Raw genomic sequence first — 24454 nt, forward strand, 5'->3', positions numbered from 1 at the left:
CGGGAAAACCGAAAAAAGTGGCCCTTATCGCCGTCATGCGGAAACTGCTGCACATCGCCTACGGCATACTTAAAAACAAAACCGCCTTTAACCCGAAATTGCACATGAAAACCGCTTGACGTGCAAGACCGTATCTACCAAGTAAAATCCCGCGCCGCAATATTGTTACCCGCCAGCTTCCCTGATAGAGTAATCCCCATGACCGATGATTGATGCGGTGTCCGCAAGCGGATTCGAGTTCATAAAACTCGGCGCGGACGAGATAAAAGGATTTTTCCACCAGCTTTTTTACGTCTATCGGGTTATGTAAGCAACACCCCCCAGCGCCGACCTCCTCTCCGTCATTCCCGCGAAGGCGGGAACCCAGACATATTATCAAAGCTCTCTTTTTCCCCCTCTTGCTGCGCCGCGCCAATCTGTCGGCCCGCTGGGCCGATAAGGGAAGCTTGGATAATGTTTCTGGGTGCCGGGTCAAGCCCGGCATGACAGAGCGAAACGCGCCGCGCTCTTTAGGTAGGTACCCATTTTAATGGGTACATCATGCCGCAAGGCATGATCCACTCCTTTGGCGCTACGCGCCAACGTACACCAAGAAAAGAACGCTACTTCACGCGGAGGTGGTCGCCGATGCGGCGCATCCAATCCATCTCGTCCGGCGTCATCGGGCCGCGGTCAAGCGCGGCGAGCGCCTCTTCCGCCTCGGCCATGTTCTTCGGCCCGGCCATGCAGACGTTGACGGCGGGATTGGTGAGCACGAACCGGTAGCAATCCGACGCGCGCGGAGTCTGCTCCCCTTTCGGCATTTTCCCCGGACTGACCAGCCCGCCCCAGCGGGTGGCGGTATAGGTGACGATGCCGGGCCGTTCCGCCGATGGAATCGCCTCGAACACTTCCTTCTCGGCCCCGCGATGGGCGGCGGAGTAGCGCACATGGAAAATATCGAAATGCCCCGTCTTGGCGAACTCGGCGAACATGGCGCGGTTGTGCCCCGATATGGCGATGTGGCGCACCCGCCCTTTCTCCTTCATCTCCAGCGCGGTATCGATGATCGATTGCGGTGGCATATTGTTCCACCAGCCGAGCAGCAGCACGTCGGCGTACTCCAGCCCGGTCTTTTTAAAGAAGCGGTTCATGCTCCAGCGCATCAGCCACGGCGCGCGCATATAAGTCTGCGCGGCGACGATCAGCTTGTCGCGCCGCCCCTTGGCGGCGATGTTCTTGATGGCCTGATTCATGCCGGGGCGGCGGATGGAGCCGTGATAGAAATAGTTGCAGCCCCGCTCGAAGGCCATCTCGAACGCCGCGGCCGGCGCGCCGTAGCCGCCCGAAAAGCCGAGCCTGCCGGCCACGAGGCCGCTTGTCCCCAGTTCATTTTGCGGCGCGTGCATATCGTCCTCCCCCTGAAATCAGCGATCGGGCCGCCGGGCCATATCCTTGAGCAATTTGTAAAGCTCCATCGCCACGGCCTTTGGCCCCTCCTGCTCGAAGCCGGGGATGCCGAGGCGCGTGCGGACCTGCCCCACCCTCACGCCGGTTTCGAACATCCGCTTAAAAACAGCCGCCGCCACTTTCTCGTGCGCCGCGCGGCGCTGATACGCGCCGAACGGATTGGCGAAGTAGGTGCGGACCAGCCCCTTCTCGTCGGTGGTTCCCTTCGCCAGGCGCGAGCCGTCGCGGAATACCTGCAGGGCGTCTTCGGCGCGGGGGAAAAATTCCACCGCCGGCTTGCCGTCGTCCAGATGCTCGTAGTTGTTGGCGTAAAACAGCATGTCCACGGGGTAGCCCATCATCACGTGGTGGTAGGCGGTTATCGGCATGATGAGCCGGGCGTTCTTCCGGTCGGGGTTGATGAAGATGGAGCGGTCCACCTCGTCGTAGGCGTATTTCGGGTGGAGGTCGTCCAGCCGGACGAATGCGCCGATCTCGGTGCCGTAGCCGTGTACGCGGCCGTCCTCCTTGATGGCGAAGCTCCCCATGTCGTCGAAGATCACCTTGATGTCGCTGAAGTACTCCTCGGCGACGGCGCGCAGCGCCTCCAGCGTTTCGCTTTTGCCCGCGCCGGAATCACCCACGAAGGCGATGTTGGCGTAGCCCCCCTCTTTCAGCTTGATGTGCATCATCGCGCCGTGCAGCGGCAGGCGGCCGCGGTTCAGCATCGCCACGTTGTGCAGCGTCAGCGTCATCTTCTTGAAGTAGCCGAAGTAGCCGACATCGGCGTTGCGTTGCACCATCCCGGTGATGATGCCGCTCTGGCGGTCTTCGAAAAACTCGGTGTACTCCTTCATCCCCTCCCCCGGCACGCCGAACAGCACAACCAGGTCGGGCGTCTTGCCGCTGATGTCGTCGAATTCGGCCAGCTCGAACAGGTTCGCCATCGAGAGCGCCTGCGCGATGTAGTCGTGATGGAAATAGATGAACGCGGTCAACTCGCCCACCTTGGCGGGGAAGCAGAACCACTCGCCGGCATCCACCGTGATCGGGCCGTGCGGCCCGGGTATCTCCTGAAACGTCCCCTTGCGGGTGTTGGATTTCGAGTAGAGGATGAGCGGCGGCTCGATGAGCGTGATGCGGATGAACGGCACATCCTTGAACGCCTGCAGGAAGGCGGGACATTTCCACTCTATCCGCTCCAGCAGCATCGCCATGTTCGCCCCGGCGGGGAGTTGGCGGTAGACCTTCGGGTCCTTGCCGGAAAGGTGTTCGCCGATGAGGCGGTTGGTGCGCAGAACGAGGTCGCGCAGGTTCCCGCATCCGGCCATGAACTGGTCGTGGTAGATGTCGATGGACTTTTGGCCGGAGCCGTGCGGCATCTCGAGGAAGACATAGCGCTCGAAACGCCGCCAGTAGTTGTAGAGGTCCCGCCGCAGTTCGTATATCCATTCGCGGTCGTCCCCCTTGTTCAGCACGCTGCCGTATTCGGGATTGAGCGCGATGATCTCCTCCGCGCTGTGTCCCACCAGCAGGCGGAGCAGCCGCAGCACGAAATCGGGAATCTCCTCCGGCTTCATCTCCGGGCGGCGCTCGCGCAAAAAGAGATAGCCGGGAGTCCGCTTGTTCTCGATGCGCCGGATGAAGCGGACGAGTATCTCATGGAACAGCGTGCTCTTCAGCAGCTCCTGCGGCGTGCGGCAGTAAATGGCGGCGTAGTCGATGATGACTTTCTGGTCGCCGATGATGGTGAACGGATTTTTGGACGCGGCTACCGGCATATTTTGCATTGGCGCCCGGCTCCATTTGATTTCATCAGTCAAGTATACCGCACTTTCCAGAGGGGCATTTTCCGGTTTTTAGGAGCGGATGGAGAATTTGGCGGACGTGGGGGATTTTGGGGGGAAAGAAAGAATTGAAGGGTGCCGATGGCATCAATTTTTCGCGGAGGACGTGGCATAGCGCCCCCCCATGTAAATGAGCACGCAGGCAAAAAGCGCCCGCAGCCAATCGGCATCAATGGCCGCGGCCGCCATCCCTCCCGCAAAAGCGCCGGCGGCAATTCCCGGCAGCAGCCACCACAACGCTTCGCCCGCCACATTCCCCAAACGGTTGTGGGCCGCCGCGCCGGCGATACCCGCCGGAACCATCGCCAGCAGAGAGCTTCCCTGCGCCACATGCTGCCCCATCCCGGCCAGCAACACCATCGCGGGCACCATGATCGACCCGCCCCCAACCCCCATCATGCCGGAGAGAAAGCCGGTGGCCGCCCCCGCCGCCAGCAGCCAGAAGATTTTGGACCACACGCCGGGAACGCTCCCGTGTATCAGCCACGGCTTGGCAATTAATAGCGCGGCGACCCCCAGTTGAAAAATCCCGAAATACCGTTTGAGCTTGTCCGCCGGAAGGCGATGGGCGCTCCGTGCGCCGGCTCCCGCCGAGAGCACGGCGGTGGCGGCCAGCGCCCCCGCCGCCAAAAAATCAACCGCGCCGGAAAACGCATAAGTGGCGGCTCCGGCCATGCCGGTGAAGACCAGCGCCGCCAAGCTGGTGCCATGCGCGCGGCGCTGGGAAAACCCGGCCATGCCGGTTAACATCGGCACCATGACGATGCCTCCCCCCAGCCCGACCAGTCCGCCGAAAAAACCGGCGGCGGCGCCAATGCCGAGATAAAGCCCCTGCGTTCTGTTCATGCAGAGCATATGATAGGGGATGTTCCAAATAGCGCAAAATATGCACCTTACCCTTTCGCGGTACAAGCCCTCCGGCATTGGAAAAAATAATTTTCCAACTTTTCCTGTTTGTGTTATCATTTTTATGTTAGTCATGCTCCGCATTTAGGGATCCATTAAGCTTGGGCTTAAGTTCCGGTCGGCGGGGTCATATTATGTTCCGTGTTTTTTTGGAGTTCTAATGGGCAAGAAACTGTATGTGGGCAACCTACCTTATTCAACAACCGATGAATCGCTGCGCGAACAGTTCGAGCAGGCGGGGACGGTGGAATCGGCAAAGGTGATTATTGACCGCGAAACCAACCGCTGCAAAGGGTTCGGATTCGTTGAAATGGCTACCGATGAAGAATCGGAAGCGGCAATCGCTCAACTTAACGGCGTCAGCATCGAAGGGCGCGCCCTGCGCGTGGCCGAAGCTAAACCGCAAGAACCCCGCACCGGCGGCGGTGGCGGTCGTGGCGGTTTCGGCGGCGGCGGCGGTGGCCGTGGCGGTCGTGGCGGCGGTGGCGGCGGCTACGGCGGTGGTGGCGGTGGCGGCGGACGCTACTAACCGATAACGAGTTTTTAAAACCCCGTGTGCTTCGGCCACGGGGTTTTTTTTGTCCTTATTTCCGCTTTTGGCGGGATTATTTTCCACGCTGTGATGAAAACGGCCTATTGCCTATCCTTTTTGAATCCGCCCATCGGGCCGATACTTATGATGCAAAAGTGGATATTGACGCCGGAGGCCGGACTCGCCATCTCTCGCCTGCGCGTCACGCTCCGGCTCGTTCAGGCCGGCTCGTCTCCTAACCGGACTTCCATGTCCGGTTGCGCTCCCTCTTCGGTCGCGCCGGATACTCGCTTCGATCCCGGTTAATGATTGTTGAAGTAGTGGTGCCGGAGGCCGGACTCGAACCGGCACATAGTCGCCTACGGGGGATTTTGAGTCCCCTGCGTCTACCAATTTCGCCACTCCGGCGCGAACGGTGATTCGGGGATTCTAGACCGATTAATGGTGCCTGTCCACCAATTTACACACGCCGCTCGCGGGGGTGCCTGCTCAAATCGGGAACGCCCCTTTTCTTGCCGGTTGGCGTCAGGCGGTGGCGGAGGGAGCGCGGCGGGCCATTTTGGTTCCCATGTGGCGAAGCATGCCGGCGATGGTGGGCTTCAGATCATCGCGTTTCACAATGACATCCACAAAGCCGTGCTCCACGAGGAACTCCGATTTTTGGAAACCTTCGGGAAGTTTTTGGCGGATGGTCTGCTCGATGACGCGCGGGCCGGCGAAGCAGATCAGCGCATCCGGCTCGGCGATGATGATATCCCCCAACATGGCGAATGATGCGGTGACGCCTCCCGCGGTTGGATGGGCCAGCACCGACAGGTATGGCAATCCGGCCTCTTCCAGCCCGGCCAGCGCGGCCGACGTTTTGGCCATCTGCATGAGCGAGAACGCCCCTTCCTGCATACGCGCGCCGCCGGAGCAGGAGACGATGATGACCGCCGCGCGGTTATTCACGGCGCGCTCAATGGTGCGGGTGATTTTTTCACCAACCACCGCCCCCATCGATCCCCCCATAAAACCGAATTCAAACGCGGCTATCTCGACGGGATAGCCGTCCAACCTGCCGCTGCCGCAAACGATGGCGTCCATCTCGCCGCTTTCCTTCTGAGCCCCCTTAATCCGGTCGCGGTAACGCTTGGTGTCCTTGAACTTGAGCACATCCACCGCCTGCATTCCGGCATCGGCTTCCTCAAAGCTCCCCTCGTCCGCCAGCAACATGATGCGGCGGCGGGCGGGCATCGTGTGGTGCTTGCCGCATTTTTTGCATACGCGCCAGTTGGCCTCGAACTCGGCGGCGTACACCATCTCGCCGCACCCCTCGCACTTCAGGAAAAGCCCTTCGGGCACCCCGCCCCGCTTTTCGCTTTTGCCCAGCGGGGTTTTTTTCTTTGTAAACCAGCTCATTTCTTTCCCTGTCTTTCCGCCAGCATCCGGTTGAGCGCCGCCACATACGCCCGCGTGCTGGCCTCCACCGTATCGGTGCTGGCGGCGCGCCCGCGCACCACGCACTTCTTGCCGAACTCCACCTGCACGGTGACTTCGCCCACGGCATCCTTGTCGCCGGTGATGGACCGCACCTGATAGTTCAGGAGCTTCCCCTTCACGCCGGTTATCCGGTCGATGGCGTGATAGACCGCGTCTATCGGACCGTCGCCGCTTGCCGATTCGGTAATTATCGCACCTTTTTTGTTTTTCAGCTTCACCGTGGCGGCCGGGACGGTGGCGTTGCCGGTGGTAACCTGGAAGTACTCCACTTCCCATGTGTGGCCGGGCTGCGCGATCTCATCGCCGATCACCGCCTCCAGATCCTCATCAAAGACTTCTTTCTTTTTGTCGGCCAACGTCTTGAACCGCTCGAACGCCATGTCCAGTTGTTCCTTGTTCAGGCTGAATCCCAGATCGGCCATCTTTTTGCCGAACGCGTGCCGCCCGCTGTGTTTCCCCATCACCATTTTATTTTCGGAGAGGCCTATCTCCCGCGGGGTCATGATCTCGTAGGTCTCGCGCCGCTTCATCACGCCGTCCTGATGGATGCCCGATTCGTGGGCGAAGGCATTCGCCCCGACAATGGCCTTGTTCGGCTGCACGGCGATGCCGGTGACGGCGGTGAGCAGTTTGCTGGTCTTGTAAATCTCCCGCGTGCGGATGCCGGTGCCGTGCCGCAGATTGTCGCGGCGCACCTTGAGCGCCATCACCACCTCTTCCAGCGAGGCGTTGCCGGCGCGCTCGCCGATGCCGTTGACGGTGCATTCGATCTGCCGCGCGCCGTTCTGCACGGCGGTCAGCGAATTCGCCACCGCCAGCCCCAAGTCGTCGTGGCAATGCACGCTGATGACCGCGTTTTTTATGTTCGGCACGTTGCCGGCGATCCCGGCTATCAGCGCGCCGTACTCCGCCGGAATGGCGTAGCCGACCGTATCCGGTATGTTCACGGTGGTGGCGCCGGCCTTTATCGCCGCGGTGATGATCTCATACAGAAACGCGGGATCGCTGCGGGTGGCGTCTTCGCACGAGAACTCGATGTCCTTGGTGTATTTGCGGGCCATCGCGATGCCGGCCTTGGCCATGGCGATCACCTCGGGGCGCGTCTTCTTCAGCTTGTGCTTCATGTGGATTTCGGAGGTGCTGATGAAAACGTGGATGCGCCGCCGTTTGGCCGGCTTCAGGGCCAGTCCCGCCGCCGTGATGTCCTTTTCCACCATCCGGGCCAGGCCGCAGATGACCGGCCCCGGCACCTTTTTGGCTATCAGGTTCACCGCCGCGAAGTCTCCATCGCTGGTGACCGGGAACCCGGCCTCTATCACATCGACGTTCAGCGCCGCCAGTTGGCGGGCCATTTGCAGTTTTTCATCAATGTTCATGGAAAAGCCGGGCGACTGCTCGCCGTCGCGCAGCGTGGTATCGAAAATGGTTATGTTAGCCATGCTTTAATCCTTTATCCTGCCTATATTAAACGATTGCCGCCATAATTGGCGAAAAAGTGGTGCCTTACGCCGTTGGATTAAAGGCTAAGGAGGAGGATGCGAATGGGGAAGGTGAATGCAACATTCGAGCGCGCGATGCGCCACTTATCCGACGAGATGGTCATTTTCGGGTTGCCATATATTTCCATGCCAGTCATTCTATTGCATTGCCCCGCCGCCTCATAGCTTTTTTTGCGGCAAACCACCCCCTCCCGGCATAATCCGGAGTTGTAACCCATGTACATTTTTTATATGGCTATTGATACTTTTGTATACAAGACCGCTTTTTCATAAGCCGCTACACCATTGATAACAAACACCCATCTTGCGGCATGGTGATTGCTTATTCTTTGTTGCAGGTGGAAATACCTACTATTTCCTCCTCTCCGGTTAGGGGTGGGCACCTCCCACTGTCCACCCCACTTTTTTTCATCTTCGGGAAATTCCATTAAGGCGCCCCCTAAAAAACACGCCCATATCAAATCGGGCGTAAAATGTAGCTGTAAGCGAATATCGCTTATCCGTTTGGTTAACCGATAACGGAAAGGAAAAAACCATGTTTGGAAAATGTGGGACTCAAGAAAAAGAGTGCACCAACCGGCCCTGCTACTGCCGCTGCTTCGGCTGCGTTCTGTTTGCCGCCGCGCTGGTACTGTTGTTCGGATTTGTGGTGCAACTGCTCTGGAATGCCCTGATCCCTGGCATCTTCGCGCTGGGAACAATTTCCTTCGTGCAAGCGCTGGGATTGCTGATCCTTGCGCGGCTGCTGTTCGGCTCCGCCGGGCATCGGCACGGCCATCACGGATACCGCCACGGCGGATGGTGCGGATGGACCAAGAAGGATACCGGCGAATGCGGGGACTGGAATCACTACGATGCCTGGTGGCATGAAGAAGGAAAAGAATCCTTCAAAAAATACGCCGCTGGCAAAAAAGAGAAGAAGGACGCCCCGCTTCTCTGATCGGGTGCCGTTCCACCGGAATTTGCCCCTCGGCGGAGTCTCTCGAAGAGGACTCCGCCAACCGCCACGGCTGAATGGGTTGAGTTCGTCCCGCTCCGTGGGAAAGACTCCGCCGGGGGGGATAAACCAACTGATAGCTATTGGTAAATTGAATGGTCACCGACGGAATGGAAATAAACCGTCCCTTGTTCTCCAAATTCAAAAACAATGCGGTTTTTGCGATCGAGAGAAAACGCCCAAAAGTCCTTCAAGCGGCCCTGGAGCTTGTGGGTTTTTAAACGCGCATCGAACGGGTTGGCGCGAAAGACAATCTCCTTCTTTTCCGCGATTAATTTGAGACTTGAATTAAGGCTTTTGTACTGACGGGCGAATAGCGGGGAATAGATGATTTTCACAAAACTAGCGGAGAGCTTTTAGCGATTTTAGAACTTTACCTTTCCCGGAGGCTATATCCTTGCGGCTTTCTTGCAGTTCATTGAGCAACTGATTCTCTTTCCACAACCGCAACAGGTCGATAAAAAAATCCTCTTCATTTTCGTATCGCCCTTTGCGCAAGGCGGAAGAAAATTCTTTCCTAAGCTTCGGCGGAACAATTACGCTGCTCATATTGGCAATATTTTACCATAAATCACCCATCCATAAAGAGTAATGGCGTTAAAGAGAGCCTTTCTGTTTTCACCGATACCGCAAAGAAAATCCGAAAGTACACCTCTGGGAAAAAATGGAAACCACTACTGGAATCCTAGTGTAGTGTCCCAGTAACGGCTTTACAATGTGGTAGCGGCGGCCAAAATCTAGGGCTAAATGTTATTTGTCATGCCCGTGCAGACGGGCATCCAGGCTTTTCCCTCTCTGGATTCCCGCCTTCGCGGGAATGACAACTGTAAAGGGAATACCGGGACACTACACTAGAAGCAACTTTTCCAAATGCTACAAAGCAAGGCCCGACCCCGTCCCCTTATGACCTCGATTCCCATGACCACCGGGTTAGGCGCGGCCATCGCGACTTGCCCAGTAGTCATGGACGTAATTAAATTCCTTAACCCAACACGCAAGAGTGTCTTTGGTGTTTCGTCCGAGAGACTCGGCTAGCTCAAAAAAACCAGGGCCAGGCTGCATGTCCCCGTTCTTATGCACCACTATCGCCGTGAGCATTCCACGTCCCGCCCCATCTTCTTCAGTGCTGATCTCCCCGAGGAAATGAAATAAACGGAAGTCATGTGGCTCCATACGGAGGGCTGTGATTTGCGCAACAAACTCAGAATACGCAATTTGACCACGACGGCGGGCAACTGCAATCAGTATGTCCCTCCCTTGCCGCTTTGCGAGATTCCACTGTGTGCCTTCAAAGCCATATTGATTTAACATCCAGCCTCCCAACGCCTAATGAACCTTATGAAATTACATCTTCAATTACACCGAGAGCCACCATAATATACCATCGTGGCAGTCCTCACACTCTCTGATTGCTCGTCTGTCTAATTGTGTTGTGCGTCCAAAACCCTGAATCGATTCGGTCAAGAAGTGGGGAAGGAATCACTCCCTTCCCCCTAGTGTAGTGCGTCCTATTTTCCTTGGCATATGATTGCAACGGAAAACCCTGTATTTTTCACGGTTTGCTTGGTCTTGGTACTCCATGCAACGCGGGCAATATGTAAAGAAGCGTTAGACGCACTACACTAGCCACCTAAAAGTGTCCTAACGGGCGGGAGGCTGGGCAATAACAGGTTCTTTTTTCCGCACGAAGACATCATAAAAATCGTCGGCCCAATCGAGGAGCGTGAGGCGGCGGGGGGCGGTCTTGCGCACCACCACACGCACCGAGTGGGTTAACGCGCTCCCTTCGAAACGGCCGGTGGCGACAATCACAAAGGTATCCGATTTGCCGTTTGGGTCGGGGGGAGCATTGTGGGCGCGGGCATCCATGATGGCATCCACCTTGTCCTGCGGCACTCCGGATGCCAGCAACGCTTCGGGCGTGGCGGTATTGGGATTCAACGCCCCGGCGGAATAAACGGTGAGCACCTTTTCCAGGGCCGCGAATATTTTGGGGGAAATCCCTTTAACCCGCCGCAGTTCCGCCACGCTGTCAAAATCGCCGTTCTTGGCTTTATACGGCGGTTTCAGCGTTTGGTAATAATCGCTCTCGGCGCCGTTGGCGCGGTGATACTCGTCGGCGTCGGCCCAATCGAGGATGCCATCGATGGCCGCATCCTCCCCGTCAATTTTATCCGGAAACAGCGCGGCGAAAAGTCGCCGCAATCCCCCTTCGTCCCGCGCCAGGGCATTGAGATTCAGCTTCGCGTTCTCGTCGGTAATGACATAGCCCGCCAATCCGCCGCCAAGCTTCACCTGCCGCGGCGCAAACTCCGGTTCTTTCAGATCGTCGCCGACGCGCCCCAAAACATCCTGTCCGTCTTTGGCGTACACATAATCAAAATCCTCCAGCAACTCCGCGAAGGCCATCTGCGCGCCGGCGCGGGCGAGGTAATATGCCTCGCGCCCCTCCTTGAAGTTGCGCACTGCCCCGATGTCGCCGCGCGCGCTCATCGCCATTTCCGCCGCCAACGCCGCCAGAATCACCAGCAGCCATATCACCAGCAGCAGCGCGATACCCCGCTCGTCCCGTACCTGCTTCACTTCTTCACCTCCGGCGCTACAGCGCCGCCCGGCTCTATCCGCACGGTAAGCGGCGGCCACACGAACGGATCGTTGCTTTCCACCATCGCCAGCGAGAGCCGCGCCGCCAACGGCATCTTGTCCAGTTCTTTGTCGTCGGCGCTCTTTTCGCGCCAGACATCTTTCGCGTCGCTCCCCGTTCCTTCGCGGTAGAGGTACTCGCATTTAAATTCCTTGATCGTCCCCTCCCCCATCGGAACGTCCGTCCACTTTACTTCGTCAACCGGCGTATGCGGATCAAATGGCGCTTCGGAGAAAAGCAGCGCCTTCTTCTCCGCGTCGAATGAGAGCCGTTGCAGATAAAAACCGTCGGCGTCCGTCAGTGCCTTGAGGCGCGGGACGTTCGCCACGAAGAGGAGCTTGTCCGCTTCGCCGTGAAAGGCGAGGATTTTTTCGTTCTTCGCGTTCACGAAATAGTTTTGCCGCGCGCTTTTGAGCTGTCCCGCGATGAGTCCCATCCCCTCGGTGAGATCGTAATGCCCTTCCATCCGGTTCCGCCCCGCCTCCCACGAGCGGAGCGAAAGCTGAAACCCGGCGGTGAGGATGGCGGTGATCGCCGCCAGCAGGGTGATGGCGATCAGCAGTTCGAGCAGCGTGAAACCGCGCTGGTTCTTCACCGGTTCGCCTCCACCGCCGTCTTGAGCGTATTCAGGACAAGCTCTTTGGCCGTTTCGCCATCCTTCCACTCCACCTTCACGGAAAGATGGTAGAGGACTATCCGCTCGGCGGCATCGCGCGGCGCTGTTTTTTCCTTCCGCCCCACCGGTTCTTTATATTCCTCGACGGTGGTTTTATACGAGTAGTCCGGATTGCCGGAAAACGTTCCCTGTTCGCCCACCGGCGGGAAAGGACTGCGGGCCATCAGTTCTTCCAGCTTTTCGCCGCCCAACACCGCCGCGCGGGCGTGGCGCTCGCTCCGTTCGATGTTGCGGAGCGTGCCGCCATAAAGGTGGAAGATGGCGGTGAACGACACGGCAAGGATGGTGACGGCCACGAGGATTTCCAGCAGCGTGAAGCCGCGCTCGCGCACTTCGTGGTTCATTTTCTTTCCCTTACTATCCCCGCCGCTTCGTTGCGGATTACCCGCGCGCGGCCGGAAAGCGGATCGAGGGTCACGCGGTAGCCGTTTTCATCTTCGGCGCTGTCCGCTTTCATGGAGGTGACGGCGAGGTTGCACGCGGAGGCGGTTCCGGCGGGGCTGAACTCCAAAACCAGCAGCCCATCGCGGGGCGTCCAAACCTTTACCGCATCGGGGATTTTCACCGCCTCGCCGTTGAACGGCCCCGCCGGGTTTCCGGCGTCGAACCGCCCCTCGATGGCGTAGGCCGCTTTTTGCGCCGGGTCTATCACGGCGGAAAAAACGGTTTTGCGCGCGATGGCTTCCTGCCGGGCCAGCCGCATGAGGGCCGCCATCTCCCCGGCGGCCGACTTCAGTTCCGCCCGTTCAAGGGAGCGCGCGAAGAACGGCACCCCCAGCCCCGCCACCATCGCAATGACCGCCATCACGATAAGCAGCTCCACAAGCGTATAGCCGGACAGTCCGCCTCGGTTCATCATTGAAACAGGATACCGGGTGGGCGGGGAACTCGGCAAGGAAAAGGGAAATGGCGCGGATATGGCGAATGGCCGCGGCGAAGGCTGGAACGGAGCGGGATACGCCCAGCCGCGCTTGACAGTACGGAAAAAGGAAGGATAATGAAATCTGACCGACCGGTTGGTCGGTCAAGGCTGGTTCTGGAGGAATTTTGGCAAAAACCGTTTCCGTTAAAAAGACCGCGCCTAAAGAGTGCCCCGTCGTGAGCCGCATACTTGCCGCCGCCGAAAAACTTTTTGCCAAGCACGGCTTCGCCGCCGCATCCATGAGCGCCATCGCCAAAGAGGCGGGAACGAGCAAGGCGAACATCTACCACCACTTCCGCGCCAAGGACGACCTGTATCAAGCGGCGCTCCGTTTCGCCGCCGAGGGGATTAAAACGCTGCTGGAAGACGTGGAAGATAGCGGGGCGACGGTGGCGCGCAAGCTGGAGCTTTTTGCCAAGGCACATATCGAGGGAATGCGCTGTCACGCCGACATGGCGCGGCTCATCCTGCGCGAACTGCTGACGGACAGCCGCAAGCGGGGGCGCGAGATCGCCGAAAGCGGTTTTGCCCGCAATTTTTCCACGCTCACCGCGCTTGTCCGCAAAGGGCAGGAGAACGGCGAACTGCGCAAGGATATGGATCCCGCCGCGGTGACGGCGCTGGTGCTGGCGGCGAACATTTTTTTCTTCCAAAACAACGAGGTGTTGCGGCACTACCGCGAAGTAACCTTCGCGGACGACCCGGAACGCTATGTGAAAACGGTTTCTGAAATACTGCTCAACGGCATCAGGCCACGGTGACGGATGAAAGGGAAAGGCGCGATGGAAATATTCGGCTCCGGACGGAACAGGCGGATGGCGGCGGCATTGTGCGCGGCGGCGCTGCTGCTGGCGGGCGGCTGCAAGAAGAAAGAGGAAGCGCAAACCGGCCACGGCCCGCGCGCCGTGCCGGTGACCGCCGTGAAGGCGGAACTGCGCAACGTGGAGGTCCGCGAGGAATCGGTCGGCTATATCGAAAGCCGCGAGGCTCCCGCCGTGTCGGCCGAGGTAAGCGGCCGCGTGAGCGCCGTGCTGGCGGATAACGGCGCGACGGTGAACGCCGGCGACGTGCTGGCGAAAATCGACGACGGCGACCTGAAGCTGCGGCACGAGGCGGCCCTCGCCGCGGCATCCAACGCCGAAAAAAACGTGGCCCGCCTGAAAAACCTTTTCGCCGAGAAAGTGATACCCGAAAGCCAGCTTGACGACGCCCAGACGCAGCTTACCGCGCTGCGCAGCCAGCTCGCCGCCGCCGCGCGCGACCTGAAAAGGGCCGCCGTCACCGCGCCGCTCTCCGGCAAAGTGCAAAGCCGCCTGGTTGCCGAAGGGGATTATGTAAACCCCGGCAAGCCGATGTTCATCATCGACGGCGGAAACCGCTTGCAGATACACCTGCCGTTCCCCGAATCCACGGCCAGCCGCTTGGCTGCGGGACAGGCGGTGCGGCTGACCAGCCCCATCGACCCCGGCGCGGTGATGGAGGGAAAGATATCGGAAATCCGTCCGGTAATCACCAGCGGCAGCCGTTCCGTGGATGTAATCGTGAACAGGGACAACCTTGGCGGCTGGATGCCGGGCGCCAGCGTCACCGGCTCGGTGCTCCTGAGTTCCCGCCAGGCGGCGGTGATGGTTCCGGCGCTCTGCGTGATCCTGCGCCCGGCGGGCGAAACGGTCTACATCATAACCGGGGATAAGACGCGCGCCGTGCCGGTGAAAACCGGCGTGCGGCAGGATGGCATGGTGGAGATTGTCAGCGGCCTCAAGGGGGATGAAACCCTCGCCGCCGACGGCGCCGGTTTCCTCACCGATGGCGCGGCGGTAAAAATGGCTCCCGGTGCGGACAGGGCGAAATGACGCTGCCTGAGCTGTCGATACGCCGGCACGTCCTGGCGTACATGATGAGCGGCGTGCTGATGCTGCTCGGCTACATCGGCTACACCCGGCTGGGGATCGACCGCTTTCCGCAGATCGAGTTTCCCGTCATCACCATCATGACCGTGATGCCCGGCGCCAATCCGAACGTCATGGATTCCAACGTCACCAGCGTCATCGAGTCCGCCGTGAACTCCGTGCCGGGCATCAACCACATCCAGTCCACCAGCTCCCCCGGCGTATCGGTGGTGGTGGTCGAGTTCAGCCTCAGCAAAAACGCCGACGTGGCGTTTAACGAAGTGCAGGCGAAAGTGAACCAAATCCTGCGCCAACTGCCGAAAGGAATCGACAATCCGGTGGTGGCGAAGGTGGAGGTGGGGGCGCAGCCGGTGATGTGGCTTTCGCTCAACGGCGACCGGACGCTGGGGGATATGAACCTTTACGCCCGCAACGTCATCAAGAAGCGGCTGGAGAACATCGACGGCGTCGGCCAGGTTCTCATCGGCGGCGAACGCAAACGCCAGATACGGGTGAACCTGAACCTGGCGGCGCTGGCCGGGCTGGGGCTTTCGGTCAACGACGTGCTGGGGGCCTTCGAGGGCGAGCACGTGGTGCTGCCGGGCGGCTTTCTCTCCGGCTCCCACATGGAATTCCTCATCAAGCTGGACGCCGAGTTCCACAACCTCAACGACATGCGCGGGATGATCGTCGGCTACAAAGACAACGCGCCGATATTTCTGAGGGAAGTGGCGCGGGTGGAGGACGGCCTCGCCGATTACCGGCAGCTTGCCAACTTCAACGGGAAGCCGAACGTGGGGCTGGGCATCGTGAAAGTGAGCCGCTCCAACACCATCGAAGTCATCGAGAAGGTGCAGGAGCGCCTCAAGAACGAGATCATCCCGCAGCTTCCGCCCGGCCTTGCCATAGAGGAGGCTTCCAACGACGGCCTGTTCATCAGGGGCATGGTGAACTCCCTCAAGGAGCACATCGTCGAATCGGTAATGCTGGCGGCGCTGGTGGTATTCCTGTTTCTCAAGAGCTTCCGCGCCACGTTCATTATCGCCACCGCCATCCCGGTATCGCTCCTTTCCGCCATCGCGGCCATGTATTTTTCCGGCTATACGTTCAACACCCTCACGCTGCTGGCGCTGCTGCTGCTGATCGGCGTGGTGGTGGACGACGCCATCGTGGTGCTGGAAAACATCTACCGCCACCGCGAGCATATCGACCGCGACCCGGTGTCGGCCTCCATCAACGGCTCGCAACAGGTGGTCTTCGCCGTGCTGGCGGCGACGCTGACGCTGATCTCCATTTTCTTCCCCGTGATTTTCATGGGGGGGATCATCGGGCGATTCTTCCAGTCGTTCGCGGTGGTCGTCACCGTGGGGGTCATCGCCTCGTGGTTTGTTTCGATGACGCTGACGCCGATGCTCTGCTCCCGCTTTCTCGTGATGGCGGACAAAGAAACGCACGGCCCGGCCTACCGTTTCCTCGACCGGGCGTTCCTCATGATGGACCGCTGGTACATCAGATTGCTGGAATACGCGCTTTCCCACCGCTGGAAGGTGGTGCTGTTCACCGCGGCCACCGTCCTCTCCACCGGTTTCTTTTTCGCGATGGTGGGAAAGGAATTCGTGCCGAAAGAGGACGAAGGGCGTTTCATCGTGTTTTTTAAAACGCCGCTCGGATCCAGCATCGACTATGCCGCCGGCCGCCTCGCGGAAGTGGAAAAAGTGATGGCCGGCCAGAAAGAGATACTGACCTACTTCACCGCCATCGGCCTGGGACAGGCGGGGCAGGTGAACCAGGGAATGGCGTTTGTGCGGCTGACGCCAAAGGCGGAACGCAAGCTCAAGCAGTATGAGGTGATGGACGCGCTTGCCGGAAAATTCGCCCGGATACCGGGGGTGATGGCGTTCCCCTCCGCCGTGCCGATGGTGAGCGGCGGCCGCGGCGAACCGCTCCAGTTTACCCTGAGCGGCGTCAACCTGGATCAAGTGGCCGCGCTCGCGGAACAGATGAAGAAGAAACTTTCCGCCGACGGCGCGTTGGGACGCCTCGACCTCGACCTCCAGACCGACATGCCGCAGGTGAATATCAGCATCGACCGCGCCCGCGCCGCAACCCTCGGCCTTTCCGCCATCGACATGGCGATGGCGGTGAACGTGCTGGTGGGGGGCTACGACGCGGCGAAATATAACGATGAGCCGGGGGACGGCGAACGCTATGACGTACGCATAAAAGCGGCCGACGGGCAGGTCGAAAACCCCGCCGACCTCAAGAAGATATACGTCCGTTCGCGCGACGGCAAGCTGGTGCGGCTCGATACCATCGCATCGTTCAAAAAGGAGCTGGGGCCGGCCGTGATCGGCAGGCTCGATCTCAAATACGCCGCCAATTTCTTCTCCGATCCCGCCATTCCCCTGGGCGAGGCGATGAAAAAGGTTACGGATGCCGCGGACGCGATACTGCCGATGGGATACACGGTGCTGATGCGCGGACAGGCGGAGGAATTCGGCAAAACCGTCGGGTACATGATTTTCGCGTTCAGCATGTCGATCATCCTGCTGTACATGGTGCTGGCCAGCCAGTTCAACAGCTTCACGCAGCCGTTCATCATCATGGTGGCGCAGCCGCTGGCGATCATCGGGGGGCTGGCCGCGCTCTGGATCACCGGCAGCACGCTCAATATTTTTTCCATGATCGGGCTGGTGCTGCTGATGGGGCTGGTGGCCAAAAACTCCATCCTGCTGGTCGATTTCGCCAATCAGCTGCGCGCGGAGGGGAAAGACATCGACGCCGCCCTGCGCGAGGCCTGCCCCGTGCGCATGCGGCCGGTGCTGATGACCAGCTTCACGGTCATTTTCGCCATGTTGCCGGCCGCGCTGGGATTGGGCGAAGGGAGCGACACCAACGCCCCGCTCTCCATCGCCGTCATCGGCGGCATGATCTCGTCGACATTCCTCACGCTGCTGGTGGTGCCAAGCGTCTATTCGCTGGCGGAGCGGTGGTTTGAAAAGCGCGCCGCCCGCCGCCGGCAGCCAGGCCCCCGCCCGCTGTAAGCGGGGGTATTAAAAGCCGGTTCCGTCCGCCGGCAGTTTCAGGCGGAATACCGCGCGTGTCCCCCGGTTCTCGCCTTCGCTCGTCACGGAAAAATCGGCGTTGTGGTGCTCCATCACCATCTTCACCAGCGTCAGTCCCAGTCCCATCCCGCCGCTTTTGAAGCGGTACTTTCCCGACGAGTGGAGGGCGATATCCTCCAACGCGAAATACGGCTCGAAGACATCGCGGCCGCTCCCTTCAGGAATGCCAATGCCCGTGTCGGTTACCGCGATGACCGCTTCGTCCCCGTCGACGCTTGCTTCCAGCGGTACCGTTCCGCCGTCCGGCGTGAAGCGCACGGCGTTCGCCAGCAGCTCATTCACCGCCCAGCCGAGCATTTCCCGCTTTGCCGGCACGATGGAAAACGCGGGCAACCGCGCCAAATCAACGGTGAACGTGAGGCTTCTTTGTTCCTCGCCGATGCGCTTGCCGGTATGGGCCGCGCACTGTTGCAGGAGAAAATGAAGGTGGCAGGAGCGGTCTTCCCCGCGGCTCTCCCCGCCGCTCAACTGCGCCAGGAGATCGGTGGTGGCGAGGATGTCGTCGAAATCCTTGCGGCACTTCTCCAACCCGTCGGCGGCCTGCCGCAGGAGTTCCACCTGATCCGCCGGGGCGGCGAGGGCCATGGTTATCAGCGATTCCACCAACTGCATCCGGCTCAAGGGTGTGCGCAACTCGTGCGAGGTGACGGCGGTGAAGTACCGCCGCGCGCGGTTGAGCATCTCCTCCCGCGAAACGTCGCGCATCACCGCCACATAATTGGCGGCCGTCCCGTCCTGGCCAAACACGGGGGAAATGCCGGTAAGCTGATCGAACAGGCCGCCGTCCTTGCGGCGGTTGATGAAACGCCCCTCCCACGCCTTTCCGGCGCGCAACGTCTCCCACATCGTCCGGTAAAACTGTTCCGGGTGCTTGCCGCTTTTCAGGCAGTCGGGCGTTTTTCCCAAAACTTCCGCGGCGGAATAGCCGGTTATCCGGGTGAAAGCCGGATTGGCGTAAACGATCTTGTTGCCGGCGTCGGTGATGTACACCCCTTCGCCGGTCTGCTCCAACGCGGCGGCGAGGCGGACGTTGACGGCAGCCGCGGCAAACCGCTCCTCCTGATAACGGCTGTCAATCGCGCGCACATGGTTAACGAACGCGATGATAAGCAATGTCACCCCGCCCGAAACAAAGAACGAAGCAACCGCGCCGGTGACGAGATAATCAGCCGTCACCACCCCGTGAAAATACAGACTCATGGCGGCGGTGATTGCCTCGGACGACGCCACGGATAGCGCAACGCTGACCCACAAGATGTGAATGAAAGGTGTGCGGAATATTTTTTCGATGAGCCGGTTAATCATGCCGCGCCCCCCTCCGCGCCGAATCCTACGCCGTAAGCGATTTGAAAACGCCCCAGCCGTCGGTGTTGCCCAAAATCGCTTCGGAGGCGCGTTCCGGGTGCGGCATCAGCCCAAAGACGTTGCCGCGCGCGTTGCAGATGCCCGCGATGTTGTTGAGCGCGCCGTTGGGGTTGGCGCCCGGCGTTACGTTGCCGCTCTCGTCGCAGTAGCGCACCACCACTTGCCCGTTGGCTTCCAGCGCTTGCAGCGTTTCCGGGGGGGCGTAATACCGCCCTTCGCCGTGGGCGATGGGGAGTTTCAGCACGGCCCCCTTGTTCAGCGCGCGCGTGGCGGCGATGTCGTTCCGCTCCACGCGGACATGGATGTTTTTGCATATGAACTTGCGCGATTCGTTCATCAGGAGCGCGCCCGGCAGCAGGTGGCATTCGGTGAGCACCTGGAAACCGTTGCAGATGCCGATGACGATCCCCCCTTTTTCGGCGAACTCCATCACCGACCGCATCACCGGCGAGAAACGGGCGATGGCTCCGCAGCGGAGGTAATCGCCGTAGGAAAAGCCGCCAGGGAGAAATACCACGTCGATGTCCCCTACCGAGGCGTCCTTATGCCAGATGTGGCGCACGGCCGCGCCGGGAAGCAGCGAAGCGGCGTGGAGCGTGTCCCGTTCGCAGTTCGCGCCGGGGAACAGCACCACCCCGATTCTGGGATTTTTCATGGCCGGCATCACTGTTGTTTGTCGGCGTAGCGGCTGCCGAGATGATCCAGCCGGTCACTTATGGCCGCGGCGATGTTGCGCAGTATCTGTATGGCTATGGGAGGATTTTTTTCGATGAGTACCTCAAAATTTTTGCGCGAAAGGACAAGCGCTTCGGTCAACTCGGTGGCCACAATGCTGGCGCCGCGCGGCGTTGCGTTGCCGCGAACCAGCGCCATTTCGCCCACGCTCTTCCCCTTGCCATGCTGGGCGAGCACGGTATATTTCCCGTCAAGGCTCTCTTTGCGTATCTCCAGCTTGCCGCTGGTGATAAACAACACGGAGTCGCCGGGGGATCCTTCCCTCGCCACCATGGTATTGGCCGGGTAACGGCGGAGTTCCAGCTTGCTGGCGAGCACGGCAATGTCGGATTGCTTGATGTTGTCGAACATCGGTATCTCGCACATGATGTTTTTGATCCCGGCGATGTCCATCCTATTTCCCTTCCGTCACGGTGATCTGGAAGTTTTCCATCACCGGGTTGCTCAGGAGCTTCCCGCACATCTCGTCCACCTGTTTTTTGGCGGTTGCCGCGTCCGCGCCGTCGATATCCATCTCGATATGCTTGCCGATGCGGACGTTTTTAACCCCCGTGAAGCCGAGCGAGTGGAGGGCGTGCTCCACCGCCTTTCCCTGCGTATCCAGGATGCCGTCGCGCAGCGTCACCGTCACCTTGGCTTTCATTGGCCGCATATCCTCCGCACAACCTCGCGATACGATTCTTCCACTTTGCCGAGGTCGCGGCGGAAGCGGTCCTTATCCATTTTTTCCCCGCTCTCCATATCCCACAGCCGGGAGGTGTCGGGCGAAAATTCATCCGCGAGGATGATTTCGCCTTTAAAACGTCCGAACTCCAATTTGAAGTCGACCAGACGGATGCCGTGGTTTTTGAAAAGCTCCAGCAGCAGCCCGTTCACCCGCAGCGCCGCCGCGCGGATGACGTCCAATTCGCCTTGCGTGGCCCAGCCGAAAACCAGCACATGGTCGGGCATTATCATCGGATCGCCCAGCGCGTCATCCTTGTAGTAGTACTCCACCACCGGGTGGGCCAGTTGGCTCCCCTCTTCCTTGCCGAGTTTTTTGGCGAGGGAGCCGGCGAGCACGTTGCGCACCACCACTTCCACCGGAACGATGGCCACTTTTTTCACCAGCATGTCGCGGTCGTTGAGCTTTTTCACGAAATGGGTTTTCACCCCGTTTTTTTCGAGAAACTCGAAGAGATGGGCGGTGAGCATATTGTTCATCACCCCTTTGTCCACGATGGTGCCGCGCTTCTGCGCGTTGAAGGCGGTGGCGTCGTCCTTGAAGTGCTGTATCACCTGATCCGGATTGTCGGTGAGATACAGGATTTTGGCCTTGCCCTCGTAAATCTTTTCCATCTGCCTGGTCACGGTTTCCTCCGAATGCGGCGTCAGCCGCCAAATACGCGTTTGAAAATTTCGTCCACGTTCCTTAGATAATAGTTCAGGTCGAACAATTCTTCAATCCGGGCCGGCGTGAGGCGCTCGGCTATCTTCGGCTCGGCCCTGACGACATCCTTGAAAAGCAGTTCCTCGCGCCAGCAGCGCATCGCCAGCCCCTGCACCAGCGCATAGGCGTCTTCGCGGATCATGCCGCTTTCCACCAGCGCCAGCAGCACCTTTTGCGAGTAAAAAAGGCCGTAGGTGGCGTCGATGTTTTTCAGCATCCGCTTGGGATATACGTGCAGCCCCTCGATGACCTTACGCATCTTTTCCAGCATGTAATGCAGCAGCGTGGTGCTGTCCGGCACGATCACCCGCTCGGCGCCGCTGTGGCTGATGTCGCGCTCGTGCCACAGCGCCACGTTTTCCAGCGCGGTATGCATGTTGCCGCGCATCACGCGGGCCAAGCCGCACATCTGCTCGCACACCACCGGGTTGCGCTTGTGCGGCATGGCGGAAGAGCCTTTCTGCCCCTGGTGGAACGGCTCTTCGGCCTCCAGCACCTCGCTGCGCTGGAGGTGGCGGATTTCGAGGGCTATTTTTTCGATGGTGGCGGCCGTAATGGCGAGCGCCGCCATGTAGTCCGCATGCCGGTCGCGCTGAATGATCTGCGTGCTGATGGGGGCGGGAACCAGCCCCATCTTTTCGCAGACGTATTTTTCGATATCCGGGCTGCAATGCGCGTGGGTGCCCACCGCGCCGGATATTTTCCCCACGCCGATGGTTTCGACGGCGCTCACCAGCCGCTTGCGGTTGCGCCGCATCTCGGCGTGCCAGAGCGCCAGCTTGAGGCCGAAGGTGGTCGGCTCGGCGTGTACGCCGTGGGTGCGCCCCATGCACGGCGTCATCTTATACGCGTATGCCTGCTTCTCCAGCGCGGCGAGAAAAAGGTCCAGCTTTTCCAGAATCAATCCGCCGGCGCGTTTCATCAAGGCGCAGAGCGCGGTGTCCACCACGTCGGACGAGGTGAGTCCCATGTGGACGTACCGGCTTTCCGGCCCGACGAATTCGGCGACGGACGTGAGGAAGGCGATAACGTCGTGCCGCACCTCGCGCTCGATCTCGTCTATGCGCGCAACATCGAAGTTCGCCTTTTGCCTGATGACGGCAAGCGCGCCGGCGGGGATGTTTCCCAGCTTGTGGTGCGCCTCGCATGCGGCGATTTCCACCTCCAGCCAAGCGGCGAATTTGTTGTGCGGCGACCAGAGGGCGGCCATTTCCTTAAGCGTGTATCGTTCTATCATCGGAGAATTTCCTTATACATCGTGCAATTCGCCGGGGTGGTCCTGCCGCGCTATCTCGCATTTTATTTTGTGCCCCGCCGCGGCGAAAAAGCTGTCGGCCCCCACGCGGACGAGGTTGGGGTTATTATTCTGCCTGCTCAGGTGGGCGAAGATGACGGTATTGAGGCCGTCCCCCGCCGCGTCCGCCAGCAGGGCCATGCAATCGTCGTTGGAGAGATGCCCCAGTTTGCCGGCGATGCGCTGTTTCAGCGGCCAGGGGTAGGGGCCGATTTTCAGCAGCTCCGGATCGTGATTGCTCTCCACCAGCGCGAGATGCGCCAAGCGGAACTTTTCCACGGCGCGCACGGTAACGTGCCCCAGATCGGTCATTATCAGCGCGCGGCGGCCGCCGCATTCGCCCAGGTATGCCACCGGCTCGGCGGCGTCGTGCGGGATGGCAAAGGGGTGCAGCGTGATGTCCCCCACGGTGAACGGCTCATCGGGGGTGACGGTCTCAAGCCGCCCCGCTTTTTCCAGTTGCCCGTTGGCGGCCAGCGCGGTGCCGCGCGTGAGGTACAGCGGTATCCCGTACCTGCGCGAAAAAAGCGCCGCGCCCCGGATGTGGTCGGCGTGTTCGTGGGTGATGGCGATGGCTTTGATGTCCCCCGGCTCGAAGCCGATCCGCTTGAGGCGGTTTTCCAGTTCGCGGCAGGCGAAACCGGCGTCTATCAGCACGGCGCTGGTATCGCTGTGGACGAGGATGGCGTTCCCCTCGCTGCCGGAACCGAGCACGCAAAGCTTCATCTCTCGCCGCCGTTTTCGTACATGTGGTAAAGCAGCGGCAGCAGCAGCTCGTGGTGGCCGATGACGCGGTACCCCTTGCCGCCGGTGGTGACCGGGCGGTAGACCACGTTCACGCCGGGGCGGTAGTGCATGATCATGTCGAAATCGACGGCGGTGAAATCGCGCACGTCGCCGCCCAGATTGCGGGCGGCGGAAAGCGCCTTGATGAAAATTTCGGGCAGGATGACGGCGGAGCCGACGTTGAAGTAACAGCCGCCGCCGGTGAGCGTTTTAAGCATCGCGGTGAAAACGCGGAAATCGTCGAAGCTTTTTTCGCCGATGAGCGCGCCGTCCGTTTGCGGATGGATGTGGGTGATCTCGCAGCCGATGGCGGCGTGGACGGTTGCCGGTATCCCCTTGGCGGCGCAGGCGGCGAGGATGCTCTTGTCCGCGTGCGGCATTTTTTTGTCGAGGATGTATTGGCCGATGCACTGGCCGAAGCCCGTCTCCGGGTAGGCGCGCAACGCCTCCATCGTCATGGCGGCGGTCTCCTCCACCATGCCGAAGCGGCCGGTTTTCACTTCTTCCTCCACGTCCTCGCTGGTCTCGCCGATGAGGGCGATCTCAAGGTCATGCACAGCTCCCGCGCCGTTCATCGCGATGCCGGTGATGACGCCGCGCCCTATCCAGTCGATGAGGATGCTGGAGCAGCCGGCCTTGATGACGTGCGCGCCGATGGCGAAAATGACCCCTTTGCCGTGCTTGTGCGCGGCCCGCAGGTGGCCGGTGATGGCCTTGAAGTCCGACGCCTTGAGCTGCCTCGGCAGCAGGTCGGCGATGTTTTTCGATGCGCGGTAGCCGTCGACGTTGGCGAAATCGGCGATTTTCACTTTATTCGTCCGCTGGGCGATGGGGTAGCTGGTGATCTTCCCGAAATCGGCCCGCTCATGTTTTTTCGTCATACAGACCCGAAATTATA

At 60.1% G+C, this 24454-nt stretch carries 26 protein-coding genes, 1 tRNA gene and 1 pseudogene; 6 read left to right on the forward strand and 22 right to left on the reverse strand.

What is annotated here, in order from left to right; all coding sequences use genetic code 11:
* Positions 1-119, forward strand: a 119-nt coding sequence (locus HZA03_11815) for an IS110 family transposase (protein MBI5638642.1), incomplete at its 5' end; no start/stop codon positions are given.
* A gap of 483 nt (positions 120-602) precedes the next feature.
* Here the strand turns inward: HZA03_11815 and HZA03_11820 are convergent.
* The 3 genes from HZA03_11820 to HZA03_11830 form a co-directional block, all read right to left on the reverse strand.
* Complete coding sequence (locus HZA03_11820; GenBank protein MBI5638643.1) at positions 603-1388, reverse strand: aldo/keto reductase; 786 nt, start codon at positions 1386-1388, stop codon at positions 603-605.
* An 18-nt stretch (positions 1389-1406) separates the two neighbouring features.
* The gene (locus tag HZA03_11825) at positions 1407-3209 is read right to left on the reverse strand and encodes a phosphoenolpyruvate carboxykinase (protein ID MBI5638644.1); all 1803 of its coding nucleotides are present in this window, start codon (positions 3207-3209) and stop codon (positions 1407-1409) included.
* A gap of 153 nt (positions 3210-3362) precedes the next feature.
* The gene (locus HZA03_11830; GenBank protein ID MBI5638645.1) at positions 3363-4121 is read right to left on the reverse strand and encodes a sulfite exporter TauE/SafE family protein; all 759 of its coding nucleotides are present in this window, start codon (positions 4119-4121) and stop codon (positions 3363-3365) included.
* 220 nt (positions 4122-4341) lie between these two features.
* On the opposite strand from HZA03_11830, the gene HZA03_11835 reads away from it, so the two are divergent.
* Positions 4342-4710 carry an RNA-binding protein gene (locus HZA03_11835; GenBank protein ID MBI5638646.1) on the forward strand — a complete coding sequence of 123 codons (369 nt, stop codon included), beginning with the start codon at positions 4342-4344 and terminating at the stop codon, positions 4708-4710.
* A gap of 324 nt (positions 4711-5034) precedes the next feature.
* Here the strand turns inward: HZA03_11835 and HZA03_11840 are convergent.
* The 4 genes from HZA03_11840 to HZA03_11855 form a co-directional block, all read right to left on the reverse strand.
* Positions 5035-5121: transfer RNA gene (locus HZA03_11840), tRNA-Leu, on the reverse strand.
* Between the two features lie 117 nt (positions 5122-5238).
* The gene (locus HZA03_11845; GenBank protein MBI5638647.1) at positions 5239-6114 is read right to left on the reverse strand and encodes an acetyl-CoA carboxylase carboxyltransferase subunit beta; all 876 of its coding nucleotides are present in this window, start codon (positions 6112-6114) and stop codon (positions 5239-5241) included.
* Positions 6111-7634 carry a 2-isopropylmalate synthase gene (locus tag HZA03_11850; GenBank protein ID MBI5638648.1) on the reverse strand — a complete coding sequence of 508 codons (1524 nt, stop codon included), beginning with the start codon at positions 7632-7634 and terminating at the stop codon, positions 6111-6113. The genes HZA03_11845 and HZA03_11850 overlap by 4 nt, the downstream gene beginning before the upstream one ends.
* A gap of 287 nt (positions 7635-7921) precedes the next feature.
* Positions 7922-8122: a hypothetical protein gene (locus HZA03_11855; protein MBI5638649.1), complete on the reverse strand. Its 201-nt coding sequence runs from the start codon at positions 8120-8122 to the stop codon at positions 7922-7924.
* Positions 8123-8229: 107 nt separating this feature from the next.
* On the opposite strand from HZA03_11855, the gene HZA03_11860 reads away from it, so the two are divergent.
* Positions 8230-8634, forward strand: a complete 405-nt coding sequence (locus HZA03_11860; GenBank protein MBI5638650.1) for a hypothetical protein — start codon at positions 8230-8232, stop codon at positions 8632-8634.
* 137 nt (positions 8635-8771) lie between these two features.
* Here HZA03_11860 and HZA03_11865 read toward each other — a convergent pair whose 3' ends face one another.
* The 7 genes from HZA03_11865 to HZA03_11895 form a co-directional block, all read right to left on the reverse strand.
* On the reverse strand, positions 8772-9029 hold the full coding sequence (locus HZA03_11865; protein ID MBI5638651.1) for a type II toxin-antitoxin system mRNA interferase toxin, RelE/StbE family: 258 nt from the start codon (positions 9027-9029) through the stop codon (positions 8772-8774).
* A gap of 4 nt (positions 9030-9033) precedes the next feature.
* On the reverse strand, positions 9034-9240 hold the full coding sequence (locus HZA03_11870) for a hypothetical protein (GenBank protein MBI5638652.1): 207 nt from the start codon (positions 9238-9240) through the stop codon (positions 9034-9036).
* Between the two features lie 381 nt (positions 9241-9621).
* Positions 9622-10002, reverse strand: a complete 381-nt coding sequence (locus HZA03_11875; protein MBI5638653.1) for a hypothetical protein — start codon at positions 10000-10002, stop codon at positions 9622-9624.
* 330 nt (positions 10003-10332) lie between these two features.
* Entirely contained in the window at positions 10333-11274 is a 942-nt protein-coding gene (locus HZA03_11880) for a general secretion pathway protein GspK (protein ID MBI5638654.1), read from the reverse strand.
* Positions 11271-11930: a type II secretion system protein gene (locus HZA03_11885; GenBank protein MBI5638655.1), complete on the reverse strand. Its 660-nt coding sequence runs from the start codon at positions 11928-11930 to the stop codon at positions 11271-11273. Before HZA03_11885 ends, HZA03_11880 begins: the two co-directional genes overlap by 4 nt.
* Positions 11927-12355, reverse strand: a complete 429-nt coding sequence (locus HZA03_11890) for a prepilin-type N-terminal cleavage/methylation domain-containing protein (GenBank protein ID MBI5638656.1) — start codon at positions 12353-12355, stop codon at positions 11927-11929. The genes HZA03_11885 and HZA03_11890 overlap by 4 nt, the downstream gene beginning before the upstream one ends.
* Positions 12352-12870, reverse strand: coding sequence for a prepilin-type N-terminal cleavage/methylation domain-containing protein (locus HZA03_11895; protein MBI5638657.1), 519 nt, complete (start codon positions 12868-12870; stop codon positions 12352-12354). Before HZA03_11895 ends, HZA03_11890 begins: the two co-directional genes overlap by 4 nt.
* Before the next feature lie 245 nt (positions 12871-13115).
* Here HZA03_11895 and HZA03_11900 point away from each other — a divergent pair.
* The 3 genes and pseudogenes from HZA03_11900 to HZA03_11910 all read left to right on the forward strand — a co-directional run bounded on the left by HZA03_11900 (position 13116) and on the right by HZA03_11910 (position 17866).
* Positions 13116-13694, forward strand: a pseudogene (locus HZA03_11900) (TetR/AcrR family transcriptional regulator).
* Positions 13695-13697: 3 nt separating this feature from the next.
* Complete coding sequence (locus tag HZA03_11905) at positions 13698-14786, forward strand: efflux RND transporter periplasmic adaptor subunit (GenBank protein ID MBI5638658.1); 1089 nt, start codon at positions 13698-13700, stop codon at positions 14784-14786.
* Positions 14783-17866, forward strand: a complete 3084-nt coding sequence (locus tag HZA03_11910; GenBank protein ID MBI5638659.1) for an efflux RND transporter permease subunit — start codon at positions 14783-14785, stop codon at positions 17864-17866. Before HZA03_11905 ends, HZA03_11910 begins: the two co-directional genes overlap by 4 nt.
* Positions 17867-17875: 9 nt before the next feature.
* Here the strand turns inward: HZA03_11910 and HZA03_11915 are convergent, their stop codons facing one another.
* From HZA03_11915 to HZA03_11950, 8 genes are read right to left on the reverse strand one after another with little or no spacing between them, the layout of a single operon-like run.
* Complete coding sequence (locus tag HZA03_11915; GenBank protein MBI5638660.1) at positions 17876-19252, reverse strand: PAS domain S-box protein; 1377 nt, start codon at positions 19250-19252, stop codon at positions 17876-17878.
* A gap of 25 nt (positions 19253-19277) precedes the next feature.
* A complete protein-coding gene (gene purQ / locus HZA03_11920; GenBank protein MBI5638661.1) occupies positions 19278-19967 on the reverse strand; it encodes a phosphoribosylformylglycinamidine synthase subunit PurQ in 690 nt (229 codons plus the stop codon).
* Positions 19968-19975: 8 nt separating this feature from the next.
* Positions 19976-20440 carry a cyclic nucleotide-binding domain-containing protein gene (locus HZA03_11925; GenBank protein ID MBI5638662.1) on the reverse strand — a complete coding sequence of 155 codons (465 nt, stop codon included), beginning with the start codon at positions 20438-20440 and terminating at the stop codon, positions 19976-19978.
* A 1-nt stretch (position 20441) separates the two neighbouring features.
* Positions 20442-20690 carry a phosphoribosylformylglycinamidine synthase subunit PurS gene (purS, locus tag HZA03_11930; protein ID MBI5638663.1) on the reverse strand — a complete coding sequence of 83 codons (249 nt, stop codon included), beginning with the start codon at positions 20688-20690 and terminating at the stop codon, positions 20442-20444.
* Positions 20687-21385, reverse strand: coding sequence for a phosphoribosylaminoimidazolesuccinocarboxamide synthase (locus HZA03_11935; protein MBI5638664.1), 699 nt, complete (start codon positions 21383-21385; stop codon positions 20687-20689). The genes purS and HZA03_11935 overlap by 4 nt, the downstream gene beginning before the upstream one ends.
* A gap of 32 nt (positions 21386-21417) precedes the next feature.
* Positions 21418-22713, reverse strand: coding sequence for an adenylosuccinate lyase (locus HZA03_11940; protein ID MBI5638665.1), 1296 nt, complete (start codon positions 22711-22713; stop codon positions 21418-21420).
* Between the two features lie 12 nt (positions 22714-22725).
* Positions 22726-23496 (reverse strand): MBL fold metallo-hydrolase, encoded by a 771-nt coding sequence (locus HZA03_11945; protein ID MBI5638666.1) that lies wholly within the window; start codon positions 23494-23496, stop codon positions 22726-22728.
* Entirely contained in the window at positions 23493-24437 is a 945-nt protein-coding gene (locus HZA03_11950) for a hypothetical protein (GenBank protein MBI5638667.1), read from the reverse strand. The genes HZA03_11945 and HZA03_11950 overlap by 4 nt, the downstream gene beginning before the upstream one ends.
* Between the last annotated feature and the right edge of the window lie 17 nt (positions 24438-24454).

This window comes from Nitrospinota bacterium, assembly GCA_016217735.1.
GTDB lineage: Bacteria > Nitrospinota_A > UBA7883 > JACRGQ01 > JACRGQ01 > JACRGQ01.

What these genes read in the sequence shown, in the direction of transcription:
- HZA03_11820 (MBI5638643.1), bottom strand. Translation starts at nt 1,388, where the DNA reads ATGCACGCGCCGCAAAATGAACTGGGGACAAGCGGCCTCGTGGCCGGC.
- HZA03_11825 (MBI5638644.1), bottom strand. Translation starts at nt 3,209, where the DNA reads ATGCCGGTAGCCGCGTCCAAAAATCCGTTCACCATCATCGGCGACCAG.
- HZA03_11830 (MBI5638645.1), bottom strand. Translation starts at nt 4,121, where the DNA reads ATGAACAGAACGCAGGGGCTTTATCTCGGCATTGGCGCCGCCGCCGGT.
- HZA03_11835 (MBI5638646.1), top strand. Translation starts at nt 4,342, where the DNA reads ATGGGCAAGAAACTGTATGTGGGCAACCTACCTTATTCAACAACCGAT.
- HZA03_11845 (MBI5638647.1), bottom strand. Translation starts at nt 6,114, where the DNA reads ATGAGCTGGTTTACAAAGAAAAAAACCCCGCTGGGCAAAAGCGAAAAG.
- HZA03_11850 (MBI5638648.1), bottom strand. Translation starts at nt 7,634, where the DNA reads ATGGCTAACATAACCATTTTCGATACCACGCTGCGCGACGGCGAGCAG.
- HZA03_11855 (MBI5638649.1), bottom strand. Translation starts at nt 8,122, where the DNA reads ATGGAATTTCCCGAAGATGAAAAAAAGTGGGGTGGACAGTGGGAGGTG.
- HZA03_11860 (MBI5638650.1), top strand. Translation starts at nt 8,230, where the DNA reads ATGTTTGGAAAATGTGGGACTCAAGAAAAAGAGTGCACCAACCGGCCC.
- HZA03_11870 (MBI5638652.1), bottom strand. Translation starts at nt 9,240, where the DNA reads ATGAGCAGCGTAATTGTTCCGCCGAAGCTTAGGAAAGAATTTTCTTCC.
- HZA03_11875 (MBI5638653.1), bottom strand. Translation starts at nt 10,002, where the DNA reads ATGTTAAATCAATATGGCTTTGAAGGCACACAGTGGAATCTCGCAAAG.
- HZA03_11890 (MBI5638656.1), bottom strand. Translation starts at nt 12,355, where the DNA reads ATGAACCACGAAGTGCGCGAGCGCGGCTTCACGCTGCTGGAAATCCTC.
- HZA03_11895 (MBI5638657.1), bottom strand. Translation starts at nt 12,870, where the DNA reads ATGATGAACCGAGGCGGACTGTCCGGCTATACGCTTGTGGAGCTGCTT.
- HZA03_11905 (MBI5638658.1), top strand. Translation starts at nt 13,698, where the DNA reads ATGAAAGGGAAAGGCGCGATGGAAATATTCGGCTCCGGACGGAACAGG.
- HZA03_11910 (MBI5638659.1), top strand. Translation starts at nt 14,783, where the DNA reads ATGACGCTGCCTGAGCTGTCGATACGCCGGCACGTCCTGGCGTACATG.
- HZA03_11915 (MBI5638660.1), bottom strand. Translation starts at nt 19,252, where the DNA reads ATGATTAACCGGCTCATCGAAAAAATATTCCGCACACCTTTCATTCAC.
- purQ (MBI5638661.1), bottom strand. Translation starts at nt 19,967, where the DNA reads ATGAAAAATCCCAGAATCGGGGTGGTGCTGTTCCCCGGCGCGAACTGC.
- HZA03_11925 (MBI5638662.1), bottom strand. Translation starts at nt 20,440, where the DNA reads ATGGACATCGCCGGGATCAAAAACATCATGTGCGAGATACCGATGTTC.
- purS (MBI5638663.1), bottom strand. Translation starts at nt 20,690, where the DNA reads ATGAAAGCCAAGGTGACGGTGACGCTGCGCGACGGCATCCTGGATACG.
- HZA03_11935 (MBI5638664.1), bottom strand. Translation starts at nt 21,385, where the DNA reads ATGGAAAAGATTTACGAGGGCAAGGCCAAAATCCTGTATCTCACCGAC.
- HZA03_11940 (MBI5638665.1), bottom strand. Translation starts at nt 22,713, where the DNA reads ATGATAGAACGATACACGCTTAAGGAAATGGCCGCCCTCTGGTCGCCG.
- HZA03_11945 (MBI5638666.1), bottom strand. Translation starts at nt 23,496, where the DNA reads ATGAAGCTTTGCGTGCTCGGTTCCGGCAGCGAGGGGAACGCCATCCTC.
- HZA03_11950 (MBI5638667.1), bottom strand. Translation starts at nt 24,437, where the DNA reads ATGACGAAAAAACATGAGCGGGCCGATTTCGGGAAGATCACCAGCTAC.